Origin of the sequence: Deinococcus aestuarii (genome assembly GCF_018863415.1) — a bacterium.
GTDB classification, from domain to species: Bacteria; Deinococcota; Deinococci; order Deinococcales; family Deinococcaceae; genus Deinococcus; species Deinococcus aestuarii.
Window position 1 is genome coordinate 124,641 of the sequence record NZ_JAHKSN010000001.1, and the last position, 17,994, is coordinate 142,634.

At 71.0% G+C, this 17,994-nt stretch carries 18 protein-coding genes; 9 read left to right on the plus strand and 9 right to left on the minus strand.

The genetic code is table 11. The annotated features are described in order from the left end of the window. Positions 1-37: 37 nt before the first annotated feature. Positions 38-2,377, minus strand: coding sequence for an ATP-dependent DNA helicase RecG (gene recG / locus IC605_RS00625; RefSeq protein WP_216317646.1), 2,340 nt, complete (start codon positions 2,375-2,377; stop codon positions 38-40). Between the two features lie 99 nt (positions 2,378-2,476). Here recG and cax point away from each other — a divergent pair, with 99 nt between their 5' ends. The 3 genes from cax to IC605_RS00640 all read left to right on the plus strand — a co-directional run bounded on the left by cax (position 2,477) and on the right by IC605_RS00640 (position 4,670). Continuing rightward, complete coding sequence (gene cax, locus IC605_RS00630; RefSeq protein WP_216317648.1) at positions 2,477-3,556, plus strand: calcium/proton exchanger; 1,080 nt, start codon at positions 2,477-2,479, stop codon at positions 3,554-3,556. Between the two features lie 95 nt (positions 3,557-3,651). Next, positions 3,652-4,272, plus strand: a complete 621-nt coding sequence (locus IC605_RS00635) for a class I SAM-dependent methyltransferase (protein ID WP_216317650.1) — start codon at positions 3,652-3,654, stop codon at positions 4,270-4,272. A gap of 137 nt (positions 4,273-4,409) precedes the next feature. Beyond that, positions 4,410-4,670 (plus strand): hypothetical protein, encoded by a 261-nt coding sequence (locus IC605_RS00640; protein WP_216317652.1) that lies wholly within the window; start codon positions 4,410-4,412, stop codon positions 4,668-4,670. 30 nt (positions 4,671-4,700) lie between these two features. Here the strand turns inward: IC605_RS00640 and IC605_RS00645 are convergent, their stop codons facing one another. The 6 genes from IC605_RS00645 to gap all read right to left on the minus strand — a co-directional run bounded on the left by IC605_RS00645 (position 4,701) and on the right by gap (position 11,104). After that, a complete protein-coding gene (locus IC605_RS00645) occupies positions 4,701-5,495 on the minus strand; it encodes a Cof-type HAD-IIB family hydrolase (protein ID WP_216317654.1) in 795 nt (264 codons plus the stop codon). Positions 5,496-5,553: 58 nt separating this feature from the next. After that, on the minus strand, positions 5,554-6,444 hold the full coding sequence (locus IC605_RS00650; protein ID WP_216317656.1) for a PhzF family phenazine biosynthesis isomerase: 891 nt from the start codon (positions 6,442-6,444) through the stop codon (positions 5,554-5,556). 31 nt (positions 6,445-6,475) lie between these two features. After that, positions 6,476-7,819, minus strand: a complete 1,344-nt coding sequence (asnS, locus tag IC605_RS00655) for an asparagine--tRNA ligase (protein ID WP_216317658.1) — start codon at positions 7,817-7,819, stop codon at positions 6,476-6,478. A gap of 194 nt (positions 7,820-8,013) precedes the next feature. Further along, complete coding sequence (gene tpiA / locus IC605_RS00660; RefSeq protein ID WP_216317660.1) at positions 8,014-8,754, minus strand: triose-phosphate isomerase; 741 nt, start codon at positions 8,752-8,754, stop codon at positions 8,014-8,016. 101 nt (positions 8,755-8,855) lie between these two features. Further along, entirely contained in the window at positions 8,856-10,025 is a 1,170-nt protein-coding gene (locus IC605_RS00665) for a phosphoglycerate kinase (RefSeq protein ID WP_216317662.1), read from the minus strand. Between the two features lie 83 nt (positions 10,026-10,108). Then, a complete protein-coding gene (gene gap / locus IC605_RS00670; protein WP_216317664.1) occupies positions 10,109-11,104 on the minus strand; it encodes a type I glyceraldehyde-3-phosphate dehydrogenase in 996 nt (331 codons plus the stop codon). 232 nt (positions 11,105-11,336) lie between these two features. Between gap and IC605_RS00675 the strand changes: the two genes are divergently transcribed. From IC605_RS00675 to IC605_RS00695, 5 genes are all read left to right on the plus strand, one after another. Then, entirely contained in the window at positions 11,337-11,717 is a 381-nt protein-coding gene (locus tag IC605_RS00675) for a DUF2946 family protein (protein ID WP_216317666.1), read from the plus strand. Between the two features lie 109 nt (positions 11,718-11,826). Next, complete coding sequence (locus IC605_RS00680; protein ID WP_216317667.1) at positions 11,827-12,273, plus strand: DUF1775 domain-containing protein; 447 nt, start codon at positions 11,827-11,829, stop codon at positions 12,271-12,273. 48 nt (positions 12,274-12,321) lie between these two features. Next, positions 12,322-12,720 (plus strand): copper resistance CopC family protein, encoded by a 399-nt coding sequence (locus tag IC605_RS00685; protein ID WP_216317670.1) that lies wholly within the window; start codon positions 12,322-12,324, stop codon positions 12,718-12,720. Positions 12,721-12,727: 7 nt separating this feature from the next. Beyond that, positions 12,728-13,498 carry a CopD family protein gene (locus tag IC605_RS24975; RefSeq protein ID WP_281416179.1) on the plus strand — a complete coding sequence of 257 codons (771 nt, stop codon included), beginning with the start codon at positions 12,728-12,730 and terminating at the stop codon, positions 13,496-13,498. A gap of 63 nt (positions 13,499-13,561) precedes the next feature. Beyond that, positions 13,562-14,974: an aspartate kinase gene (locus IC605_RS00695; protein ID WP_216317672.1), complete on the plus strand. Its 1,413-nt coding sequence runs from the start codon at positions 13,562-13,564 to the stop codon at positions 14,972-14,974. A gap of 21 nt (positions 14,975-14,995) precedes the next feature. Here IC605_RS00695 and IC605_RS00700 read toward each other — a convergent pair whose 3' ends face one another. Then, complete coding sequence (locus IC605_RS00700) at positions 14,996-15,685, minus strand: phosphatase PAP2 family protein (RefSeq protein WP_216317674.1); 690 nt, start codon at positions 15,683-15,685, stop codon at positions 14,996-14,998. 186 nt (positions 15,686-15,871) lie between these two features. On the opposite strand from IC605_RS00700, the gene IC605_RS00705 reads away from it, so the two are divergent. Then, complete coding sequence (locus IC605_RS00705) at positions 15,872-16,036, plus strand: hypothetical protein (protein WP_216317676.1); 165 nt, start codon at positions 15,872-15,874, stop codon at positions 16,034-16,036. A 58-nt stretch (positions 16,037-16,094) separates the two neighbouring features. Here the strand turns inward: IC605_RS00705 and uvrC are convergent, their stop codons facing one another. Next, positions 16,095-17,945, minus strand: coding sequence for an excinuclease ABC subunit UvrC (gene uvrC / locus IC605_RS00710; RefSeq protein ID WP_216317678.1), 1,851 nt, complete (start codon positions 17,943-17,945; stop codon positions 16,095-16,097). Positions 17,946-17,994 lie beyond the last annotated feature (49 nt).

Below are 17,994 nucleotides of genomic sequence, written 5' to 3' on the forward strand. Positions count from 1 at the left end.
AGCCGCGCCCAGTCCTCCCCGGAGAGAAGGCCCCGCCTCAGATCACCTCGCGGAAGGCCACGCTCTGGCTCCTGTTCTGCAGCTCGCCCCGCAGATACTGCAACCTCGGGTGCTCCAGCCTCGGGTCGTGCGCGAGGATGTGCTTGGCGAGTTCGCGCGCCTTTTCTATGACCTCCACGTCGCTGGCGAGGTCGCCCAGCCGCAGGTCGGGAATCCCGCTCTGCCGGGTGCCGCGAATCTCGCCCGGGCCGCGCAGTTTGAGGTCGGCCTCCGCGATGACAAAGCCGTCCGTCGAACCCTCGATGATCTTGAGCCGCTGCCGGGTCTTCTTGCTGTGCTCGCCCGCGATCAACACGCAGTAACTCTGCGCGCTGCCTCGACCCACCCGCCCCCGGAGCTGGTGAAGCTGCGAGAGCCCGAACCGCTCGGCGTTCTCGATCACCATCACCGTCGCGTTGGGCACGTCCACCCCCACCTCGATCACGGTGGTGGAGACCAGCACGTCGAACTCGCCCGCCCGGAAACGGTCCATCACGTCCTCCTTCTCGGCGGCGCTCATCTTGCCGTGCAGGAGGTCGATGCGCGCCTCCGGCAAGATCACCTTGAGGTCGTCGGCGAGTTGCGTCGCCGCCAGCGCCTCCAGGTTCTCGTTCTCCTCGATCAGGGCGGTGACCACGAACGCCTGCCGCCCCTCCCGAATCTGCCGCATCACGAAGCCGTACGCCTGCTGCCGGTGCGTGTCCTGAATCAGCTTCGTCTCGACCGGCGTGCGGCCCGGCGGCAACTCGTCGATGATGGAGAGTTCGAGGTCCCCGTACGCGGTGAGGGCCAGGCTGCGCGGAATCGGCGTCGCCGACATCACCAGCACGTCCGGGCGCCCCGCCAGCAACCTGCGCCGCTGCATCACCCCGAAGCGGTGCTCCTCGTCCACGACGGCCAGCCCCAGGTTGTCGAAGCGCACGTTCTCCTGGATGAGCGCCTGGGTGCCCACCACCACGTCCACGTCCCCCTCGGCGATGCGCGTCTGCATCTCCAGCTTCTGTTTCGGCGTCATCGCGCCGATCAGCAGGCCCACCCGCACGTCGAGCTTGCTCAGGTACCCGACCAGATTCGCGTAGTGCTGCCGCGCCAGAATCTCGGTCGGGGCCATCAGCGCCCCCTGATACCCGTCCCGCACGGCGAGGTAGAGGGCACACGCCGCCACCGCCGTCTTCCCGCTGCCCACGTCTCCCTGCACCAGCCGGGCCATCTGCCGCTCGCTCCTCATGTCGTCCGTGATCTCCAGCAGCACCCGCCGCTGGGCGTTCGTGAACGAGAAGGGGAGGGCCGTCTCGAACCGCGCGATGTCCTCGCCCGTCGCCTGGAACCGCTTGCCGAGGAGCACGGCGTCTTCCCCCTGCAACAACACGCGCAGTTCCAGAAAGAGGTACTCGTCGAACCGCAGCCGGTTCGTCGCCCGCTCCAGATGCCCCTCGTCCGTCGGGAAGTGGATGCCCCACAGCGCGTCCGCGAGGTCGGTGAGCCCGTATTTCTGCCGCCAGTGGGCGGGGAGGTAGTCGTCCAGCGGCGCCGCTTGCAGGGCGCGGTGGGCCGCCCGCCGCAGGAACTCCTGTGAAATGCCGTCCTTGGAGTCGTACACCCCGACGATCCGCCCGGTGCTGAGGCTGCCCTGCGCGTCCTCCACCGTCTCCAGGTGCTCGACGCCGAGCTGCACGGAGCGACCGAACTTCTTGACCCGCCCCGTCAGCACCAGCCGTGAGCCCTCTTTCAGATGCCGCTCCACCCACGGCTGGTTGAACCAGCTCGCCCGCACCTTGCCCCCCGAGGGCGTCTCCAGCGTCACGTCGAAGACGAGCAGATTCGGCCTCGGTGTTCTCCGTGCCTTCGACACCACCCGCCCCTCGACCGTCACCTTCTGCCCCTCCTCGACCGTAGACAGGTCGGGCAGGGCGCGGCGGTCCTCGTGCCGGTGCGGATAGGCGTGCAGCACGTCGCGCAGGGCGTGCAGGCCGAGCGTTTGCAGCTTGCGGGCTCCGCCGGGTCCGGTGTCCAGCCGCGCGATCTCGGCGTCGATGGGCAGCCGTTCGCCGGGGGCCGCCGTGGGGACGGCCTGCCTCGCGGGGGGACGCGGCGCCGCCTTTTCCCTCTCCTGCCCGCCGAGCGACGCCAACGCCGTCTTGAGCGCCTGCTCGCGCCGCGCCGCGTCCAGCCCCGCGTACCCGCGCAGCGCCTCGCGCACGACGGGAAAGGGGCTCGCCAGCGGGGAGGCGAGGAGCCGCTCCACCCCGCCCGAGACCACCCGGTCCGCGCAGCCCGAGGCGAGTTCCGCCGCGAGCGGACGCCTCAGCCTCTCCCGCATCTCCGCGACCGTCGCCATACCCCGCGCAGGCTAGCAGAGCAGGCCGCCGCGCTTCGTGGCCCTCTCCCCAGGCCGGGTGAAGGTGGGGGTCCTCACCCCGCCGGTACACTGCCCCCCATGAACTGGCTGAACGCCTTGCTGATCTTCCTCCCCATCGCGGTCTTTCTGGAGGTCACGGGCGGCAGCCCCACCCTGATCTTCGTCAGCGCGGCCCTCGCCATCGTGCCGCTCGCGGGCATCATGGGGCAGGCGACCGAGCAGCTCGCGGTGAGGACGGGCAGCACGGTGGGCGGGCTCCTGAACGCCACCTTCGGCAACGCGACCGAGCTGATCATCGCCTTTTTCGCGTTGTCGGCGGGCAAGCTGGAGGTCGTCAAGGCCAGCATCGTGGGCTCGATCCTCGGGAACCTCCTGCTCGTCATGGGAGCCGCCGTCTTCCTGGGCGGGCTGAAGTACAAAGAACAGCGCTTCAACCTCAAGTCGGCGGGCACGATCTCCAGCCTGCTCGTCATCAGCGTGCTCGCCCTGATGATTCCCACCGTCTTCGACCTCGCCGCCCGCGCCGTCGCCCCCGAGCGGGTCGCCGCCCTCGACGTGAACCTCAGCGACGCCACCGCCGTCGTCCTGATCCTCGTCTACCTCGGCTACATCTACTTCACCCTCGTCAGCCACCGCGACATCCTCTCCACCGCCGACGACGAGGGCGTCCACGACGACCAGAGCGGTCCCCTCTGGAGCGTCCCGCGCGCCGTGATCACCCTCGCCGGGGCGACCGTCGCCGTCGCCTTCATGTCCGAGTTCCTGGTGGGCACGCTGGAGGCCGCCACCGAGTCGCTCGGCCTCACCGAGTTCTTCGTCGGCCTGATCCTGATCCCGATTATCGGCAACGCCGCCGAGCACGCCGCCGCCGTCATGTTCGCCCTGCGCAACAAGATGGACCTCTCCATGACGATCAGCCTGGGCTCCACCGTGCAGGTCGCCCTGCTCGTCGCGCCGCTGCTGGTCCTCGCCGGGTTGATCGTCGGGCAGCCCATGAACCTCGTCGTCACGCCGCTCGAACTCGTCGCCATCTTCGGGGCCGTGATCATCGCCAACAGCGTGGTGCGGGACGCGGAGACGAACTGGCTGGAGGGCCTCTTGCTGCTGAGCGTGTACCTGATCCTGGGCTTCGCGGTGTTCTTCTACCCGGTGGCGTGAGCGTGTGACCGGCCTCGGCCTCCCGGCGGCGCGTGGCGGGGGAGGCCGGACCTGTTTTCAAGGCCAGGGCATGGTCCCCGGGGTACGCTCGGGCTATGGGAGCCTACGACCACCTCGCCGCGAGCTACGACCGCCTGTGGGGCCGCTACGCCCGGCGGACCGCCCGCGAGGTGCTGGACGCGCTGCCGCCCCTGGGGACCGGCACCCTGCTCGACGTGGGCTGCGGCACGGGCACCCTGCTCTCGCTCGCCCGCGTCCGCTTTCCGGGGGCGCGGCTGATCGGCGCCGAGCCCAGCGCGGGGATGCGGGGGGTGGCCGCCCGCACCCTTGCCGGGCAGGGCGTGACGCTCCTCGCTTCCCCCGCCGAGACCCTCGCGCTGCCGGACGCCTCGGTGGACGCCCTGACCTGCCTGAACGTCTTGCACTACCTCGCGGACCCGGCGCTCGCCCTGCGCGAGTGGGGGCGGGTGCTGCGGCCCGGGGGCACCCTCGCCTTGCAGGACTACGTGCCCAATGGCCTGCCCGGCTTCACCCGGCTCGTCGCGCTCAATGACCGCGAACTCGTGCGGGTGTCCACGGTGCCGGAGATGGGCAGGCTGCTCGAAGCCGCCGGGTTCGGCGGGGTGACGGCGCGGCCCTTTCGCATCGACCTGTTCTGGCGTGGCGGCCTGGCGCGCGGCGTGCGCGCCGGGGCGAAGCCGGACGCTCCCCGGTGACCGGCGGGTGTGGGCGGGCGGGTCACGTCTCTCCCGCCCGCGTAGGGCAGGGGTGAACCCGGGAGGGCCGCCTCCCCAACGAGGCGGAAAGGTCACGGGCCCCATTCGCGGGCGGGCAGACCGCCTAGGGTAAAAGGATGCTGACTCTCCAGGGCCACTACCACGTCGCGCCCAACAAGCGCCTGACCATCCTCGCCGAGTTCAGCAGCCTGCCCAAGGGCACCCTGGAGACCGACATCGAGGCGCTGGGTGAGGCCTGTGCCCGCAACGGCGGGCAGTGTGACGTGCAGGTGAACACCCAGCACGGGCCGATGCGGGGCACGCTCGTCGAGAAAAAGCCCAGGAAGTTCAGCCTGAGGCTCTTCGAGGGTCACCTCGCCTTTCTTCCGCGGTCCTGAGCCCTCCGCGCGCCCTGGGAGCCCCCGCGGCTACAGCGTCAACGCCAGCCGCACCGCCTGGGCCAGTCCCCCCTCGTCCACGTGTGACACGTGGTGGCTCGCGGCCGCCCGCGCCTGCGCGTCCGCGTTGCCCATCGCCACCGGGTGGCCGACGATGCGCATGGCCGTCACGTCGTTGTGGCCGTCGCCCACCATCATCACGCGGCTGAGCGGCAGGCCGTACTGGGCGGCGATCAGGGCGACGGCGCTCCCCTTGCCGATCCCGGCGCGCGTCAGGCTGATAAAGAGGGTGTCGGGCATGGCCGGGCTCCCCGCCGGGTGCACGTCCAGCCCCGGGGCCTGCTCGGCCAGCACCCCGGCGGCCTCCCCCAGCGGCACGACCCACTGGGCCCGGACGCGGGTACCAACCAGCCTCTCCGGGGCCTGCGGCGTGTACGGCAGCCCCAGCAACTCCGCGTGCCGCCGGGCGAGGTCGCCGGGCCGGGTGATCCCGAAGTCGTCGTCGGTGTAGACCTCCAGCAGCCTCCCCGTCTCGTGGGCGCGGGTCAGCAGCGCGGCCAACGGGCCCTCCGGCAGCGGCTCGCTGAGGCTCTCGCCGCTGCCCACGTTGACAATCGACGCCCCGTTCTGGAAGACGTGCCACCCGTCCGGGTCGAGCCGCCGCGCGTAGCCCAGCGCGTTGCCGAAGGCGGGCCGCCCGCTGCACAGCGCGACGCGCACCCCCCGCAAGCGTGCGTCCGCCAGCGCGGCCCACACGTCCTCCCGCACGGTGTTGCCCGTCCCGATCAGGGTGCCGTCCACGTCCACACAGATAAGACCCAGCATTCGGGGCAGTGTACGCCGCTCCCCCCGCCTGCCCGCTCCGGGGCCTGGACAGGTGCGGTTACCGCCCCGGCGTCCAGTGCCCCTCGCGGTCGAGGGTGGCGCGGCCCCCGACGCGGACGCCTCCCACCGTGTTCGCCCCGGCGAGCGTCACCTCGACCTCCACCTCGCCGGGGGTGCCGACGGCGTGGCCCTGGTACACCACGCCGCAGGCCCGGTCGCCCCGCACCGGCAGCCGCCCCTCGCGGGCGAGCAGCGCCAGCAGCGCCCCCGCCGCGCTGCCCGTCACCGGGTCTTCGGGAATGCCCACGGCGGGCGCGAAGTCCCGGGCGGCGAAGCGGTTGACCCCCATCGGCGCGTAGGCGTACACGCTGCACACCCCCAGCGCGTCCGACAGCAGGTGAATGCGCCGCAGGTCCGGCTCCAGCCCGTCGAGGATCAGGGGGTCGAGCAGCGGCACGAACACGCTCCACAGCCCCGTGCTCGCCGCCGCCAGGGGCAGCCCCCGGTGGATCATCCGCTCGTCCACCCCCAGGGCCTCGGCCAGCTCGCCCCGGACTTCGCGCGCGGCGGGCCGCGTCTCCAGGCCCCGCTGCGCCATCCACACCCGCAACGGCACGCCCGCCTCGGTGTCGAGGGTCAGCGGAATCCGGCCCACCAGCGTCTCCAGCACCAGCTCGCCCTCCTGCCAGTGCCCCCGCTGGGCAAGCGTCAGCCCCAGCGCCACCGTCGCGTGCCCGCAAAACTCGATCTCCTGGGTCGGCGTGAAGTAGCGCACCCGCACCCGCCCGCCCCCCATCCGCGTCACGAACACCGTCTCGGGCGCCTCCAGGAAGGCGGCCAGCGCCTGCATCTCGGCCTCGCTCAGCGCCTCCGCCCCCAGGACGACCCCCGCCCGGTTGCCCTGCCCCGGCGTGTCGGTGAAGGCACTCACCTCGCTGTAGGCGATCATGCGGTCAATCTAGCGCAGCCGTGGCGGCCCCTCACGGCACCATCCGCGTCAGCATCCGGGGAAAGGGAATCGCCTCGCGGATGTGGTCGATCCCGGTGATCCACGCGACCGCCCGCTCCAGCCCCATCCCGAAGCCCGCGTGCGGTACGCTCCCGAACCGCCGCAGGTCCAGATACCACCCGAACGCCTCCAGCGGCAGCCCCTCGTGCTCGATGCGGGATCTGAGCAGCTCGTAGTCGTGGATGCGCTCGGACCCGCCGATGATCTCGCCGTACCCTTCCGGGGCGATCATGTCGTCGCACAGCGCCAGCCGCGGGTCCTGGGGGTCGGGCTGCATGTAAAAGGCCTTGATCGCCGCCGGGTACCGCTCGACGATCACGGGGCGGTCGAAGTGAGAGCCCAGGATCGTCTCGTGCGGGGCGCCCAGGTCGTCCCCCCACTCCACGGGCTGCACGTCGGCCTGCACGTTCGGCGGCAGGTCCCCCGCCTCGATGTGCTGCCGGATGATCTCCAGCGCCCCCGTGTACGTGACGCGCGGGTAGTTCCCTGAAGCGGCGGGGCGCAGCTTCTCCAGGTCACGCCCCAGCGTCTCCAGTTCATCCGCGCACTCCTCCAGCGCGCGGCGCACCAGGAACGAGACGAAGCGCTCCTGCAAGGCCATGTTCTCCACGTGGCTGCTCGGCGCCACCTCCGGCTCCACCATCCAGAATTCCAGCAGGTGCCGCCGCGTCTTGCTCTTCTCCGCCCGGAAGGTCGGCCCGAAGGTGTACACCTTCCCGAAGGCGAGGGCCCCCGCCTCGGCGTGCAGTTGCCCCGTCTGCGAGAGGTACGCCTTGTCCTCCCCGAAGAGGTCGATCTCGAAGAGTTCGGTCGTCCCCTCCGCCGCGTTCGGCGTGAAAAAGGGCGCGTCGAAGCGCACGAAGCCCTCGCCGTGGAAAAAGTCCACAATCGCCCGCTGCACGCAGTCGCGCACCCGCAGCACGGCCCAGGGACGGCGGTGCCGCAGCCACAGGTGCCGGTGGTCGAGCAGGAACTCGATCCCGTGCTCCTTCGGCGTGATGGGGTACTCCGCCGGGTTCTCGCTGATCACGCTGAGGTCCCGCACGCCCAGCTCGACCCCGCCCGGCGCCCGCTCGTCCGCCCGCACCTCACCCGTCACCGTGACCGCCTGCTCCTGCGAGAGCCGTCTGGCCGCCGCGAACACGTCCTCCGAAACGTCGTTTTTGAACACGGTCGCCTGCACGAAGCCCGTACCGTCGCGCAGCTTCAGAAATTGAATCTTGCCCTTGCCGCTCTTGTCGGTGAGCCACGCGTGGACGGTCACCGTCTCGCCCACGTGGGCCCGGAGGTCGCGGATGGTGCTGTGGGATGACATGAGCGGAAGTATACGGGGAGGGTGCCCGTCGGCAGATCACCTTGCAGGCCCAAACCCCGCCTCTACATGTAAGGGAAAGGACTAACGCCGAGCAAGTTTTATTTCTCACGAATAGAGGAACCCAAGAAGAATTTCACGACCTGTGGTCATTGCATCCCCCACCCGGAGTGAGGTGGGGGAGAGGCCGCCCGCGCTTATCTCAGCGCGTCGTTCATCCCGAGCACGTCCGCGACCTTCAAGCTCGCGCCGCCCACGAGCGCCCCGTTCACATTGGGCTGCGCGCAGATGGAGGCGATGTTGTCGGGCTTCACGCTCCCGCCGTACAGCACCCGCAGGCTGTCCGCCGTCTCGCCGTACAGCTCCCGCAGCGCGTCCCGGATCGCGGCGGCGAGTTCCTCGGCATCCTGGGCTGTCGCCGTCTTGCCCGTGCCGATGGCCCAGACGGGCTCGTAGGCGACCACCACGTTCTCGCCCACGCCCTCCAGGCTGGCGCGAAGCTGGGCGAGGGTATAGCTCACATGCTCCCCGCGCTCACGCACCTCCAGCCCCTCGCCGACGCACACGATGGGGGTCAGCCCGTTCGATTGCGCCTGCCGCGCCTTGGCGGCGACCAGCGCGTCCGTCTCCCCGTGGTACTCCCGGCGCTCGGAGTGGCCGACGACCACGTAGGTCGCGTTCACGTCCCGCAGCATCGCCGCGCTGATCTCGCCCGTGTACGCCCCCGACTCGTGCGGCGACACGTCCTGGCCGCCCACATCCACCCCACCGGGCAGCGTCTCCTTGAGGCCGGGCAGGCTGATCGCCGGGGCCATCACCGCGAGTTCGGCGCTCCCCCGCGTGAACTGCCCCGCCAGCTCGCGCGCCCAGTCTTTCGCCTCCGAGGGCGTCTTGTTCATCTTCCAATTCAGGGCGAGCAGGGTTCTGGGTCTGGTCATGGTTCCTCCTGGGAAACGGTCAGCTCTCAGCCGTCAGCTTTCAGCAGGCGAACGCCTTCGCTTCGTGTTGCTGATGGCTGAAAGCTGATCGCTGACCGCTCTCACTTCATCGCTTCCACGCCCGGCAGCGTGCGGCCTTCGAGCAGCTCCAGGCTCGCCCCGCCGCCCGTGCTGATGTGGCTCACCCGCTCAGCCTGCCCGCTCTTGTTGATCGCACTCACCGAGTCGCCGCCACCGATCACCGTGTAGGCGCCCTCGCCGAGTTCCGCTACGGCTTTTGCAATCGCGTTCGTGCCCCCCGCGAAGGCCGGGAACTCGAAGACGCCCAGCGGCCCGTTCCAGAAGACGGTCTTCGCACCCTGCAAGGCTTCCGTGTACGCCCGCACCGTCTCCGGCCCGGCGTCCAGCCCCTGCCAGCCGTCGGGAATCGCGTTGCTGGGGACCATTTGCGTCTGCGCGTCCTCTGCGAACTTGTCGGCGGCGATCACGTCCACGGGCAGCATCAGCTTCGCGCCGTACTCGTCCAGCAATCTCCGGGCGAGCCCCGACTGGTCGTCCTCGTGGATAGACTCGCCGATCTTCCCGCCCTGCGCCTTGATGAAGGTGTACGCCATCCCGCCGCCGATCAACATCCGGTCCACCCGCGGCAGCAGGTTCTCGATCACCTTGATCTTGTCGCTGACCTTCGCCCCGCCGATGATGACGACGTAGGGCCGCGCCGGATTCTCCAGCAGACGAGAGAGCGCCTCCACTTCACGCTGAAGCAGCAGCCCCGCCGCGTGCGGCAGATACTCGGCCACCCCGCTCACCGACGCGTGCGCCCGGTGCGCGCTCCCGAAGGCGTCGAGCACGAAGGCGTCGCCCAGGCGCGCGAGCTTGCGGCTCAGCTCGGGGTCGTTCTTCTCCTCCCCCGCCTCGAAGCGCACGTTCTCCAGCAGCGCGACCTCGCCGGGCTCAAGGGCCTGCACGTCCTCCAAGGTCTCCTCGCTCGACGGCAGCGAGCCGAGAAAGCGCACGTCCCGTTTGAGAGCCTTCTCCAGCACGGGTGCGACCGGCCGCAGGCTGTACTTCTCCTCCGGCCCCCCCTTCGGCCGCCCGAAATGACTCATCAGCACCACCGACGCGCCGCCCGCGAGCAGCCTTTGCAGCGTCGGCAGGCTCGCCGTGACGCGCGTGTCGTCCTGCACCACCCCGCCTTTGACGGGCACGTTGTAGTCCACCCGCACGAGGACGCGCTTGCCCCGGGGATCCAGTTGGTCGAGGGTTTGCATGGTTCCTCCTTGAGCCTTCAGCAATCAGCCATCAGCGGTCAGCCAAAAGCGCTGAAAGCTGACGGCTGATCGCTGACAGCTTCTTAAGCGCCCTTTTCCTGCACCAGCTCCACGAGGTCGGCGATCCGGTTGGAGTAGCCCCACTCGTTGTCGTACCAGGAGAAGAACTTCACCAGGTTGCCCATCGCCATCGTCAGGCCGCCGTCGATGATCGCCGAGTGCGGGTCGCCCACGATGTCTTGCAAGACGATGGGGTCTTCCGTGTAGCGGATGATGTTCTTGTATTGGCCCTCGGCGGCCTGCCGGAACACGTCGTTGACCTCCTGCGCGGTCACGTCGCGGCCCAGGATCACCGTCACGTCGCTGATCGAGCCGACCGGGGTGGGCACCCGCAGCGAGGTCCCGTCGAACTTGCCCTTGAGCTTGGGGTACACCTGCGACACGGCCTTCGCCGCGCCCGTCGAGGTCGGAATGATGTTCACGGCGGCGGCGCGGGCACGGCGCAGGTCCTTGTGCGGCAGGTCGAGCACCCGCTGATCGTTCGTATACGAGTGGACGGTCGTCATGATCGCCTTCTCGATGCCGAAGGCCTCGTCCAGCACCCTCATCGGGGCGCCCAGCGAGTTCGTCGTGCAGCTCGCGTTGGAGATGATGTTGTGGTTCTGGGGATCGTAATCCTGTTCGTTCACGCCCAGCACGACCGCGAAGTCCTCGTTCTTGGCGGGCGCGGTGATGATGACCTTCTTCGCCCCACCCTGGAGGTGCTTGCCCGCCCCCTCGCGGTCGGTGAAGATGCCGGTCGACTCGATCACGATGTCCGCCCCCAGCTCGCCCCAGGGAATCGCGGCGGGGTCACGCTCGGCGAGGGCGGCGATGCGCTGGCCGTTCACGGTGAGCGCGTCCTCGTCGTACTCCACCGTCCCGCCAAAGCGCCCGGCGGTCGAGTCGTACTTCAGGAGGGTCGCCAGCGTCTTGTTGTCGGTCAGGTCGTTGATCGCCACGACCTCCACCCCCCGCTCGACCAGGATGCGGAAGACCAGACGCCCGATGCGGCCAAACCCGTTGATGCCTACCTTCATGGTGTCCCTCCTCGAATTTCGGGCCGCCCGCCCCTCGCGGACGCACCTCGCATGGGCGAGTGTAACCCACACCCCACGCCCCCGCCTTCGTGTGCTCTGGACACCAAAGAAAGCGTGAACGGCAAGAAAGGATGAACAGGGCGCCCAGGCTGACCCCGGCCACGCCTTTAATTAATACAAGCAGGGTTCCCTGTCCCCGGCCCGGTCCTCACCACCCTCTACACTGCGTCTCGTGCCCCGCCCGAGGCCCCACCCCCTCGCGCACACGCTGGCGGCCCTGCTGGTCCTCATCGCCGCGTTCGCGTACCCCCTGCGCTTGAGTCCGGGCGCGGGTGGGGGAGAGCTGCCCACCCGGGCGGCGGAGTCCCCCGGCCACGGCCCAGACCACCCGCGGGCGGGGGAGACGCACCACCCGGCGCTCCCCACCTCACACCACGCCGCCCACTGTCTGTTCTGCCTCACGGGCGCCTTCGCCCTGGCCCCCGAGCCCGGGGTGGGCCTTTACCCCACTGGGCCCGCGCCCACGGCGGGACGGTCGGCGGCCGTACGGGAGCCCCACGGTCCGCCGTCCAGGGTCCGGGCCCGCGCGCCGCCGCTTTCCTTCCTCCTGTAGCCCGCGGTCCCGGGGGGCCCCGCGTGAGGGGGTCCCAGGGCTCCGCGAACCCCATGAAGTCCTCTCCACCTTCCGGCCCCGGAGGGTGGGCCTCCCGCCTGGAGACCCTGTGTCCACCCGGATCCTTGCCCTGCTGCTCGCCCTCGGCCTTTGCGTCGCCGCCGCCCACGCCACCGTCCGCACCGAGACGGGCCTGACCGAGAGCCGGGTCGGCGCCTCCGAGACCTACCGCCTGAACGTGCCCACCGAGAAGGCCGTGAACACGACCCAGGTTCGCCTCGTCGTTCCAGCGGGGGTGGCGATCACGCGCTTTCAGGTCACGCCCGGCTTTGTGCGAACGGTGAAGACGAACGCCGACGGTGTGGTGACCGAGGTGACCTGGCGCGGCACCATCGCCCCGCAGGAGTACGCCCGCTTCTTCTTCCAGGCCCGCAACCCGGAGCAGGCCGCAACCCTGAGCTGGAAGGTCTACCAGACCTACGCCGACGGCTCGGTCGTCCTCTGGGACGACTCCGACCCCGAGCAGACGCCCGCGAGCAAGACCACCGTCAAATGAACCCGCGGGGGAGGGAAGACCACGCCCTCCCCCCACCGAAAGGACCCCATGCGTTTCCTGCTCCCCCTGTTCGCCGCCCTGACCCTGGGCTCGGCCCTCGCCCACACCGAGGTCACCTCGGTCACGCCCGCCGCGAACGCCCGGGTGGCGGCGCCGAAGACGGTCACGCTGACCTTTAGCGAACCCATCCATCTCAGGTTCTCGACCCTCAAGGTCGTGCCCCTGCCCACCGGGGCAGACCCTACCCAGACGGCCGCCGCCGCCCTCACCCGCCGGGACGACGCCCCCTCCCGGGCCGACACCGCTCCCGCCCTGAACGGGATGGCGGCCCGGGTGACCCTCCCACTGCGCCCCGGCCTGAAACCCGGCGCCTACCTGATCGCGTGGCGCCTTCTCTCGGAGGACGGCCACCCCGTCAGCGGTCACTCGGTCTTTCACGTCCGGTGAGGCGGGCTTGATTCCCCCCCTCGCCGCCGCCGCCCTGCTGGGGTTCCTGGGCACGCTGCTCCTCCTCGGGGGCGTCCTCGCCCGCCACTCGCTCACCCCGGGGCACCCGCGCCGCCGCTGGCCCGCCCTCGGCCTCGCCCTGCTCGGCCTGGGGGCCGCGCTGGAGGTCGGCTGGACCCTCGCGGGCCTGGGGTTCCTGACCGGGGACGCCCTCGCCTACCTCACGGGCACCGCGCCCGGTCGCGCCGCCCTGACCGGGGTGGTCGGCGGGGCCCTGCTCCTCGCCGCCGAGCGGCTTGCCTGGCCCGCGCCGCTCCTCCTGCCCGCCGCCGCGCTGCTGTGGGGGCTGGCGGGGACCGGGCACGGCGCCACCCACGGCCCCGGCGTCCGGCTGCTCACCGCCCTGCACGCGGGCGCGATGAGCGTGTGGCTGGGCGGCGTGTTCGCCCTCCTCACCCACCCGGCCCCCACCGCCGCCCTGGCCCGGCGCTTCACGCCCGTGGCCCTGGCCTGCGTGGGCCTGCTCGCCCTCAGCGGCGCGGCCCTCACCCTCACCCACGCCGGACCCCCCCCGGGCCTCCCGGAGAGCGGCTACGGGCGCACCCTGCTGCTCAAGCTCGCCGTCTTCGCCGCTGCTCTCCTCGCCGCCGGGCTCGTCCGGGGCGCCTTCGCCGGCCGGGGACCTCCCCGCGCGGCCCTCGCCCTGGAGGCCGGGCTGCTCCTGGGGGTCCTCGCGGTGACGGCGGCCCTGGGCACGACCGCGCCACCCTCCCGCTGAGCTCCTCCGCCTGCCCAGACGCCCGCCCGCGCCCCGCGTGAGGCGGGCCTTATCATGCCCGGCATGGCGCACTCGCTCCTCGTGATGAAGTTCGGCGGCACCAACATGCAGGACGCGGGCGCGGTCCGCCACAGCGCCAGCTTGGCGGCCCGGTCCATCCGCGAGGGGGTGAGGGTGGTGGTCGTCGTCTCCGCGATGGCGGGCGTGACCAACCAACTCCTGCGCCTCGCCGACGCCGCCGAGAAGGGCGACATCGCCGCCGCCAACGACGAGATCGCCGCCCTGCGCACCCGCCACTTCGCGGCCGCCCAGGACCTCGGCGCCGCCCCCGACCGTGAGACCGTGCGCGAAATCCGCGAGCTGCACGAGACCCTGCGGCAGGCCGTCTACGGCGTCTACCTCCTGCGCGAACTCACCGCCCGCTCCCGCGACCTGATCGTCGCCTTCGGCGAGCGGCTCAGCGCGCCCCTGATGCAAGTCGCGCTGGAGGGCCAGGGCGTGCGCGCCCACCACCTCAGCGGCGGCCAGGCGGGCATCGTCACCGACAGCCACTTCGGCAACGCCCGGCCCCTGCCCGGCAGCTACGAGCGCATCCACGACCGCCTGGGAGGCCTGCTCGGCGCGGGGGTGACCCCGGTTGTGGCGGGCTTCATGGGCGAGACCGAGAGCGGCGCGATCACCACCCTGGGCCGGGGCGGCACCGACTTCTCCGCCACCATCATCGGCAAGGCCCTCGGCGCCGACGAGGTGTGGGCCTGGAAGGACGTGGACGGCGTGATGAGCGCCGACCCCCGCGTCGTGCGGGAGGCCCGCAACATCGAGGTCCTGAGCTACGGCGAGGTGATGGAACTCGCCTACTTCGGCGCCAAGGTCTTGCATCCCCTCGCCGTGACGCCCCTGCGGGAAAGCGGCATCCCCCTGCGGGTCAAGAGCGCCGCCGACCCCGGCTTCCCCGGCACCCTGGTGCAAGAAGAGTCCCACAACGAGCCCGGCCACCCCGTCAAGGCGGTCACCGCCATTCGCGGGGTCAGCCTGATCAACGTGTCGGGCGCGGGGGCCCTCGGCGTGCCCGAGGTCGTCGCCAGCCTCTTTAGCGCCATCGCCCGCGAGAACATCACCCTGCTGATGGTCTCCCAGTCGAGTTCGATGAGCAACGTCTCCCTCGCCGTGCAGGGGGTGGACGCCAGGCGCACCCTGGCGGCCCTGCGGGGCTCGGTCACCGGCGAACTCCAGGTCGAGGACAAAGGCGGCGTGGCCGTCCTCGCCATCGTCGGCGCCGGGATGCGCGGCCAGAAGGGCGTCGCCGCGCGGCTCTTCGGGGCGCTGGCGCAACACGACATCAACATCCTGATGATCAGCCAGGGCTCCTCGGAGCTCAACATCAGCGTCGCCATCGAGGAACCCCAGGTCGAGAGCGCCACCCGCGCCGTCCACGCCGCCTTTGCCCTCGGGGAGCGGGCGACCGCCGCCGACTGAGAGCCGCAGCAGGCTCCTGCCTCACTCCCCGCGCGCGGGCGCGCTCTCCTCCGGGGCGCGGCGCAGCACCGGCCAGCGCCGCACCAGGATCAGGTAGAGCCCCGTGACCCACGCGACCGACGCCGCGAAGCCCGCGATGACGTCCGATGGGTAATGCACCCCCAGGTAGTTGCGGCTGGCCCCCACCGCCACCCCCCACAGCCCGCCGAGCACCGCCAGCGGCCACGCGACCCGCGAGTACCGGAAGATCAGCACCAGCGCGAAGCCAAAGGCCATGTTGCTCATCGCGTGCCCGCTGGGAAACGAAAAGCCCGGTTCCTGCACCAGCGCCCCCAAGCCGGTCGGCCGCGGCCGCTGAAACAGCCCCTTGGCCAGCCCGTTGAGGGCCACCGCCCCCGCCACCGCGTAGATCAGGAAAAAGGCCTGCGCCCGCGCCCCCGCCCGCAGCAGGAAGCCGAACACCACCGCCACGAGCACCGGCAGCCCCCACACCCCGCCCAGCCACGCCAGCGCGTACGCCACCCCCGTCAGCGCCGGGGTCCGGCGCGCGGCGTACCACGCCAGCACCGTCCGGTCCCAGGCAAAGCCCCCCTCCCGGAAGAGGTCGTCCACCAGATCGGCGAACAGCCACAGCGGCAGCAGCACCCCCACGAAAAGCAGCGCGAGCTGCCGCCAGTGCCGGGCGAGCAGGGCCGGAAGACGTTGGCGCACCCCGCCACTCTAGGTCGCGTGGACCCAAAGCCCCGCATGGAAAACGTTCAGGCAGGCGCCCGGCGCCCCTCCGCCATTTCGCCCATCCCCCCCTGCGCCACCCCGCCGATGCCCGCAGGAGGGGAGACGGCGCACCATGAGCACAGCCGGGAAGCCAGCCCCCACGGCCGAAAGGAAAGCCCCCAGATGAATCCCGACCTGCAACTCGCCCTCCACCGCGACCATCTCCAGGCCCTTCACGCCCAGGCCCGCCGCGACCGCCAGGCCCGCGAAGCCCGCCCCGCGCCGCAGAGCCGCCCCCGCCTCCAAGACCTCCTCACCCGGCTGCACCTGCGCGCCCGCCCCGCATGACCCTCCCCCCCACGAAGCCGCGCCCCCTCTGACCCTGAGGGGGCGCCGCACGTGTGGCCTAGACCGGCGTGGAATTCTCCGCCCGCCGCGCCAGGAAGTCCTTTACACTCTGCGCCGCCCGGAGATTCATCCCCGGCACCCCCGCGATCTGCTCCACCGGCGCCGAGGCGAGGTCTTCCAGACTCGTGAAGTGCTCCAGCAGCGCGTCCTTGCGCTTTTGCCCGATCCCCGGCAGGTCGTCGAACACGCTGCGCAGCATCCCCTCCCCGCGCAGCTTGCGGTGATAGCTCACCGCATAGTGGTGCACCTCGTCGCGCACCCCGATGAGCACCCGCAGCGCCGGGTGGGTGTGCGGCAGGAGCAGGTCCCGCTCCACCCCCACCTCGGTCCCCGACTCCAGCCACCACTGCGCCCCGAACCGACCCGGCAGGATGATCCGCTCCTCGCGCTTGGCGAGCCCCACCACCGGCACCCGCACCCCCGCCTCCCGCAGCGCGTCGAGCGCCGCGTTCACCTGCCCCCGCCCGCCGTCGATCAGGATCAGGTCGGGCAGCGGCAGCTTGTCGCTCAGACTCCCGGTGAACCGCCGAAAGATCGTCTGCCGCATCGCCGTGTAGTCGTCGGGGTGGTCGAGCCCCCTGACCTTGAAGCGGCGGTGCTCCCCGCGCCGCGCCCGTCCCCCCTCGAACACCACCATCCCCGAGACGATGTTCGTCCCGAAGAGGTTCGAGTTGTCATACCCCTCGATCCGCCAGGGCCGCTCGGGGAGCGAGAGCACCTCGCGCAGCGCGTCGAGCCCCGGGTGGTCGCCCCGACGCTCGAGCAGCGCGAGTTCGGACTCCAGCCCCACCGAGGCGTTGCGCTGCGCCATCTCCACGAGGTCGGCCTTGTCCCCGCGCTTGGGCGTGCGCATCTCCACCCGGTGCCCGGCCCGCTCGCTGAGGAACTCACTCCACACCGGGGCGTCCTCGAACTCGGCGGGGAGCAGGATCAGCGGCGGCACGTGGGTCGCCTGGGTGTAGTAGTCCCCCACGAAGGCCTCGATGATCTCGCCCGCGTCCCCGCCCCCCTCCGCGTCCGTCAGGAAGCGCTTGTCGCGGCCCACCACCCGGCCCCCCCGCATCCGGAAGAGCTGCACCATCGCGTACTCGCCCGCCTGCGCCACCCCCAGGAAGTCGAGGTCCGTCTCCCCGCTGACGTAGGCGTGCTGCTCGGTCCCGAAGAGCTTCTCCACCGCCCCCACCCGGTCGCGCACCCGGGCCGCCTGCTCGAAGTCCTGCCCCCGCGCGGCGACCCTCATGTCCTCCTTCAGCCGGGCGACGACGTGCGCGGCCCGGCCCTCCAGCAGCCCCCGCACGTCCTCCACCACCCGGCGGTACGCCCCGGGGTCGGCGGCGTCGATGCACGGCCCCAGGCAGCGGCCCATGTGGTAGTTCAGGCAGGGGCGGGGCTTTTTCTGGAGGGGCAGCCCCGAGTTCTTGCGCAGCGGGAACATCGTGTCGATCAGGTGCTTGACCCGCCGCACCGCCGAGGCGTCGGGGTAGGGGCCGTAGTAGCTCGCCCCGTCACCTTGAACCCGCCGGGTGACGACCAGCATCGGGAACTCCTCGTTCGTGAGCTTGAGGAAGGGATAGTGCTTGTCGTCCTTGAGCAGCACGTTGTAGTGCGGGCGGTGCTGCTTGATCAGGTTGGCCTCCAGCACCAGGGCCTCGACCTCGTTGCGCGCGGTGATGAACTCCAGCGCGTCGGCGAGCGCCGTGAACTTCCCGCTCTTGCCCCCCGCCTTGAAATGCTGCCCCACCCGTGACCGGAGGTTCACCGCCTTGCCGATATAGATCGGCGTGCCCCCCTTGCGGAAGATGTACACGCCAGGGGAAGTGGGCAACACGGGCAGATCGTCAAAATGCACGCCCCAGGATAGGCCGCAACGCCCTCCGGCACCGGATGTTCGCTCACCG